Annotated in this window: 6 protein-coding genes and 1 pseudogene; 5 read left to right on the top strand and 2 right to left on the bottom strand. The window is 68.8% G+C overall.

From position 1 onward, the window contains the following. A pseudogene (locus tag QZX79_RS01015) lies at window positions 1–249 on the bottom strand (hypothetical protein); the annotation flags it as partial. A 196-nt stretch (window positions 250–445) separates the two neighbouring features. On the opposite strand from QZX79_RS01015, the gene QZX79_RS01010 reads away from it, so the two are divergent. The 5 genes from QZX79_RS01010 to QZX79_RS00990 all read left to right on the top strand — a co-directional run bounded on the left by QZX79_RS01010 (window position 446) and on the right by QZX79_RS00990 (window position 4,527). Further along, window positions 446–937 (top strand): hypothetical protein, encoded by a 492-nt coding sequence (locus tag QZX79_RS01010; protein WP_294563455.1) that lies wholly within the window; start codon window positions 446–448, stop codon window positions 935–937. A gap of 92 nt (window positions 938–1,029) precedes the next feature. Further along, a complete protein-coding gene (locus QZX79_RS01005) occupies window positions 1,030–1,830 on the top strand; it encodes an exodeoxyribonuclease III (RefSeq protein WP_294563456.1) in 801 nt (266 codons plus the stop codon). 17 nt (window positions 1,831–1,847) lie between these two features. Continuing rightward, entirely contained in the window at window positions 1,848–2,888 is a 1,041-nt protein-coding gene (gene trpS, locus QZX79_RS01000; RefSeq protein WP_120167042.1) for a tryptophan--tRNA ligase, read from the top strand. 15 nt (window positions 2,889–2,903) lie between these two features. Beyond that, on the top strand, window positions 2,904–3,485 hold the full coding sequence (locus QZX79_RS00995) for a 2'-5' RNA ligase family protein (protein ID WP_294563451.1): 582 nt from the start codon (window positions 2,904–2,906) through the stop codon (window positions 3,483–3,485). Next, window positions 3,451–4,527 (top strand): YihY/virulence factor BrkB family protein, encoded by a 1,077-nt coding sequence (locus tag QZX79_RS00990; protein WP_294563448.1) that lies wholly within the window; start codon window positions 3,451–3,453, stop codon window positions 4,525–4,527. The genes QZX79_RS00995 and QZX79_RS00990 overlap by 35 nt, the downstream gene beginning before the upstream one ends. A gap of 188 nt (window positions 4,528–4,715) precedes the next feature. Here QZX79_RS00990 and QZX79_RS00985 read toward each other — a convergent pair. Next, window positions 4,716–5,056 (bottom strand): 4Fe-4S dicluster domain-containing protein (locus QZX79_RS00985; RefSeq protein WP_294563445.1); only part of this gene is annotated, 341 nt, incomplete at its 5' end.

Below are 5,056 nucleotides of genomic sequence, written 5' to 3'. Positions count from 1 at the left end.
GCCGTGGATGTGCTGGACGTGGGGGTAGGGTCCGTCCATGAAGGTCTCGGCGAGGCCGGAAACCTGAAGGTTGACCATGGCGGTGTTGCCGGTGACATCGACGGTGATGGTGCCGGAGCCCGTGGTGCCGTTGAGCTGGCCAAGGGTGGATGAGTAGGAGCCGTCGGCTGCCATCGCGGGGGATCCCGCCAGGGCGACCGCGCCGAGGGCGAGGGCTGGGGCTGCAAGGAGACGCATTTTCTTGTTCATGAGAATTTCCTCCATAAGTGCGGGTGATGCAGGCCGGTAGGGGCGCGCACACAGGAGGTTCGGGGTGAGACGGATCACGGATGGGTGGATCCGCAAAAACTTTTCCAGGCCCTGTGCGGCGCGCAGGCGTGCGCGCGGGCGTTCGCCGGTGGTGGAAGCCGTCGGGAGGGGGTTCGTTGTTTGGAAGAATGGGCCCATGCAGTCATTGGGAAGCACAGGGAAACCCGCCCGCCGGGGTATCAGCGTCCGCATGGGGACGGTGGGCATGGCCATCATGATCGTCGTGTTCCTCGTCGCCGTGGTGTTCGCGGCCAACGAGAACGACGTCGTAGGCTGGCTCGTCGTGCTCATCTCCCTTGGCTGGCTGCTCATCTTCTCCTACGTGGTCTTCACCCTCCGCGGGGCCGCGCGGAAGGCCGCTGACCGCTTCAGCGAGGCGCAGGGGGGCTTCGCCCCCGCCCGGCGCCAGGCCGGACCCTCCGACGAGGCGACCCGCGCCCGTGACCTGAAGCTCGATCACAGCTTCAAGATCGTCCAGGTCCAGGTGGGTGTGGTCCGCGAATACCTCGGCCGAGACGAGGGCATGGTCGAGCGTGCCCTGGAGACCATCGAGATCACCTCGCACAACGCCCGGTCGATGATGAAGAACGCCGGTGAGGGGCCCGTCGAGGGCACCATCGTCGACTAGGTGCCCAGCCGTCCCGATCGGGTTCTGCCAACATGATTCGCCCGGTGCTCCGGGGTAAGGTGGGTCGAGTGAGTGCCGCTTCCGATATCCCGATGAAACCCCTCCGGATTGCAACAGTAAACGTCAACGGAATCCGTGCCGCCTACAAGCGCGGCATGGACCAGTGGCTGGCCGGGCGCGGTGTCGACATTCTCTGCCTGCAGGAAGTCCGCGCCCCCGACGCCGTGGTGCGCGAACTGCTCGGTGATTCCTGGCACCTGCTCCACGCCGAGGCGGAGGCCAAGGGCCGCGCCGGCGTGGCCATCGCCTCCCGCGTCGAACCCTCCGCCACCCGGTCCTCGATCGGGGAGCCCTACTTCGATACCTCGGGACGCTGGGTCGAGGCCGACTTCAAGGTCAACGGCTCCTCCCTGACGGTGGTGAGCGCCTATGTTCACTCCGGTGACGTCGGCACCCCCAAGCAGGACGACAAGTACCGCTTCCTCGACGTCATGGAGGCCCGCCTGCCGGTGCTCGCCGCCGAATCGGACCACGTGCTCGTCGTCGGCGACCTCAACGTCGGCCACACCGAGCGGGACATCCGCAACTGGAAGGGCAACCTGAAGAAGGCCGGCTTCCTTCCCGAGGAGCGCGCCTACTTCGACCGGTTCTTCGGCGGCGGCGTCGGCTATGTCGATGTCCACCGGGCCCTCTCCGGCGACGTCGACGGCCCCTACACCTGGTGGTCCTGGCGCGGGAAGGCCTTCGACAACGACACCGGCTGGCGGATCGACTACCACCTCGCGACCCCCGGGCTCGCCGCGGCGGCGGTCGAGGCCACCGTCGACCGCGCGCCGTCGTGGGACACCCGTTTTTCCGACCACGCCCCCGTGGTCGTTGACTACTCTCTCTAGACGACAGGAAGCGCGCCATGACCCTCACCGCACCCACCGGCCGCCAGCGCATCCTCTCGGGGATGCAGCCCTCCGCGGGATCGCTCCACCTCGGCAACTACCTCGGTGCGCTGGTGCACTGGGTCCGGATGCAGGAGGACTACGACGCGGTGTTCTTCATCCCGGACCTGCATGCGATCACCGTGCCGCAGGACCCCGCGGAGCTCGCCGAACGGACCCGGATCACCGCCGCCCAGTACATCGCCGGCGGGGTGGACGTGGACAAGGCCACCCTGTTCGTCCAGTCCCATGTGCCCGAGCACGCCCAGCTGGCCTGGGTGCTCAACTGCATCACCGGATTTGGTGAGGCCTCGCGGATGACCCAGTTCAAGGACAAGGCCTCGAAGCAGGGCTCCGAGCAGGCCAGCGTCGGCCTGTTCACCTACCCCATCCTGCAGGCGGCGGACATCCTGCTGTACCAGCCCGAGGGCGTCCCGGTGGGGGAGGACCAGCGCCAGCACGTCGAACTCAGCCGCGACCTCGCGCAGCGGTTCAACGCCCGCTTCGGTGAAACCTTCGTGGTGCCCAAGCCCTTCATCCAGAAGGAATCGGCCAAGATCTACGACCTGCAGAACCCGACGGCCAAGATGTCGAAGTCGGCCTCGTCCCCGATGGGGCTGGTGAACCTGCTCGACGATCCGAAGGTTACGGCAAAGCGCATCCGGTCCGCTGTGACCGACGCGGGCACGTCGATCACGTTCGACCGTGAGGAGAAACCCGGGGTCTCGAACCTGCTGACGATCTACTCCGCGCTGACCGGCCGCTCCATCCCGTCCCTCGAGGCGGAGTACGAGGGCAGGATGTACGGGCACCTGAAGGTGGACCTGGCCGAGGTGGTCGCCGAATCCCTCGGGCCGATCCAGGCGCGCGCAGCCGAGCTCCTCGACGATCCGGCCGAACTCGACCGCCTGCTCGCCAAGGGGGCGGCCAAGGCGCGGGAGACAGCCTCGGCGACCCTGGCCGACGTGTACGCGAAGGTGGGGTTCCTCCCCACTCCGGTCCCGGCCGGAGCACGTTAGGCCATGCGCCAGCGGATGAGTGAGCTGCGCCGGGACCCGGCCGACGCCGGGCCGGGACTGCCCGAAACCACCTGCGTGGGCGTCACGCTGCCGGTGCCCGAACCGCTGGCAGGGGAGCTGGAACGCTGGCGGGCCTCGTTCGGGGACCCCATGGCCTTCCTCGTGCCCCCGCACATCACCCTCATCACCACGACGCCGGCCACCGACTGGGAATGGACGCTTGAGCACGTCCGCGCCGTGGCCGCGAAGCAGGGTCCCTTCACCGTGACGCTCAGCGGCACCGGCTCCTTCCGGCCGCTGTCACCGGTGGTGTTCCTCAATGTGCGTGCCGGGTTCCGGGAGTGCGTCGAGCTTCACTCCCGGCTGCAGACCGGGCCCCTCGAACGCACCCTCGAGTTCCCCTTCCACCCGCACGTCACTATCGCCCACGACGTGAGCGAGGCCAGCATGGACGAGGCCGCGCAGCAGCTGCGGTCCTTCGAAGCCTCCTTCGAGGTCCGTACCATGGGACTGTATGAGCATGAGCATTCTGGGCTGTGGAAACTGCGGGAAGAGCTGAGCTTTGGCGAAGACACCGAGGACCGCGAGGAGCGCTGACCCTGTCTCTCCGGCCGACCACGCCCGGCTGGTCCTGAAGATCCTCGAAGCACGCCAGAACCTCACCCGCGCGGAGCGGGACAACGCGGGCGCCGCGGCCGTCGCCGCAGCCCGGCTCCGGGTGGCACTCGCCCGGCTGAGCGCCCTGCGGCCGCTGCGGGCGCTCCAGCTGTACGCACTGCGCCGCGGAGCGCTGCTGGCCGCGGGCATCGCCTACCGCATGTTCTTCGCGATTGCTGCGATGCTCGTTGCGGGGTTCTCCATCCTCGGCCTCGTCATCGCGGGGGACACCCGGCTGCAGGAGCTGATCGTCCGCACGGTCGCGGCGACCACGCCCGGCCTCATCGACACCGGCGACGGTGGGCTCGCCACCCGGGAGGAACTGTTCTCCGGGGCGGGGTTCGGTGCCGCGCTCGTCATCTCGACGGCCGTCATGCTCATCTCCTCGCTCGTCTGGATGGCCGGTATCCGGGCGGGCATGCGGAGCATCTTCGCCCTGGGCCCGGTGACCGAGGGTGCCCTGAAGATCATCCTCAAGGATGTCGCGGTGCTGCTCGTCCTGGCCGTCGCGCTGCTGGTGACCACCGGTGTCGGGTTCATCGCCAATACGATGCTCGACCTCGCCCTCGACCTGGTGGGGCTGACCGGGGCATCGCGTCCGCTGACCCAGCTCGCAGGCTTCGCCATCATGCTCGTCCTCGATACGGCGGTCGCCTCCCTCCTGCTCCACACCACCTCCGCGATCGACATGCCCCGGAAGGTCCTGCTGCAGGCCGCGGTTTTCGCCGGCGTGGGCAGCACAGTGCTGCGCACCGTGAGCGCGTCGCTCCTTGGAGGTCTTGCCTCCTCGCCGTTGCTCGCCCCGTTCGCCGTGATCCTCGGCCTCTTCGTCTGGTTCTACCTGCTGAGCCAGGTGTACCTTCTGGCGGCGGCGTGGGGCGCCGTGGGAACGGCCGACGCCGCGGCGCTGGCCGCCCACGAGCACCGGGAGAAGGCGGGCACCCTGCGGCAGCAGAGCCGGAAGGCCCAGCGCAGGTCCTGACCCGGCGCTGCCCGCGGCGGCAGGCCAGCACGGGGCGGAGGGCACCAGGCCGGGGAGGCGGGGCGGAGGGCGCCCGTCCGGGATGCGGAAAGGGGGGCGGGACGCGAAGAGGGCGGCCCCGGCGGGGCCGCCCTCTATCGGGACGCAGGGGTGGCCGGGGCAACCCTCAATAGCGGTGCCGCGTGGGGTCAGATCTTGCGGGTCAGGATGGCCTGCTTGACCTCGGCGATGGCCTTGGTGACCTGGATGCCGCGCGGGCAGGCTTCCGAGCAGTTGAAGGTGGTGCGGCAGCGCCACACGCCTTCCTTGTCGTTGAGGATCTCAAGGCGCATGTCGCCGGCGTCGTCGCGGGAGTCGAAGATGAAGCGGTGCGCATTGACGATCGCGGCGGGGCCGAAGTACTGGCCGTCGGTCCAGAACACGGGGCAGGACGAGGTGCACGCGGCGCACAGGATGCACTTGGTGGTGTCGTCGTAGCGCTCGCGGTCCTCGGCGGACTGCAGGCGCTCCCGGGTGGGCTCGTGGCCCT

Source organism: uncultured Arthrobacter sp., from assembly GCF_902805515.1.
GTDB lineage: Bacteria > Actinomycetota > Actinomycetes > Actinomycetales > Micrococcaceae > Arthrobacter_D.
This window is presented reverse-complemented; position numbering and strand designations above follow the sequence as displayed.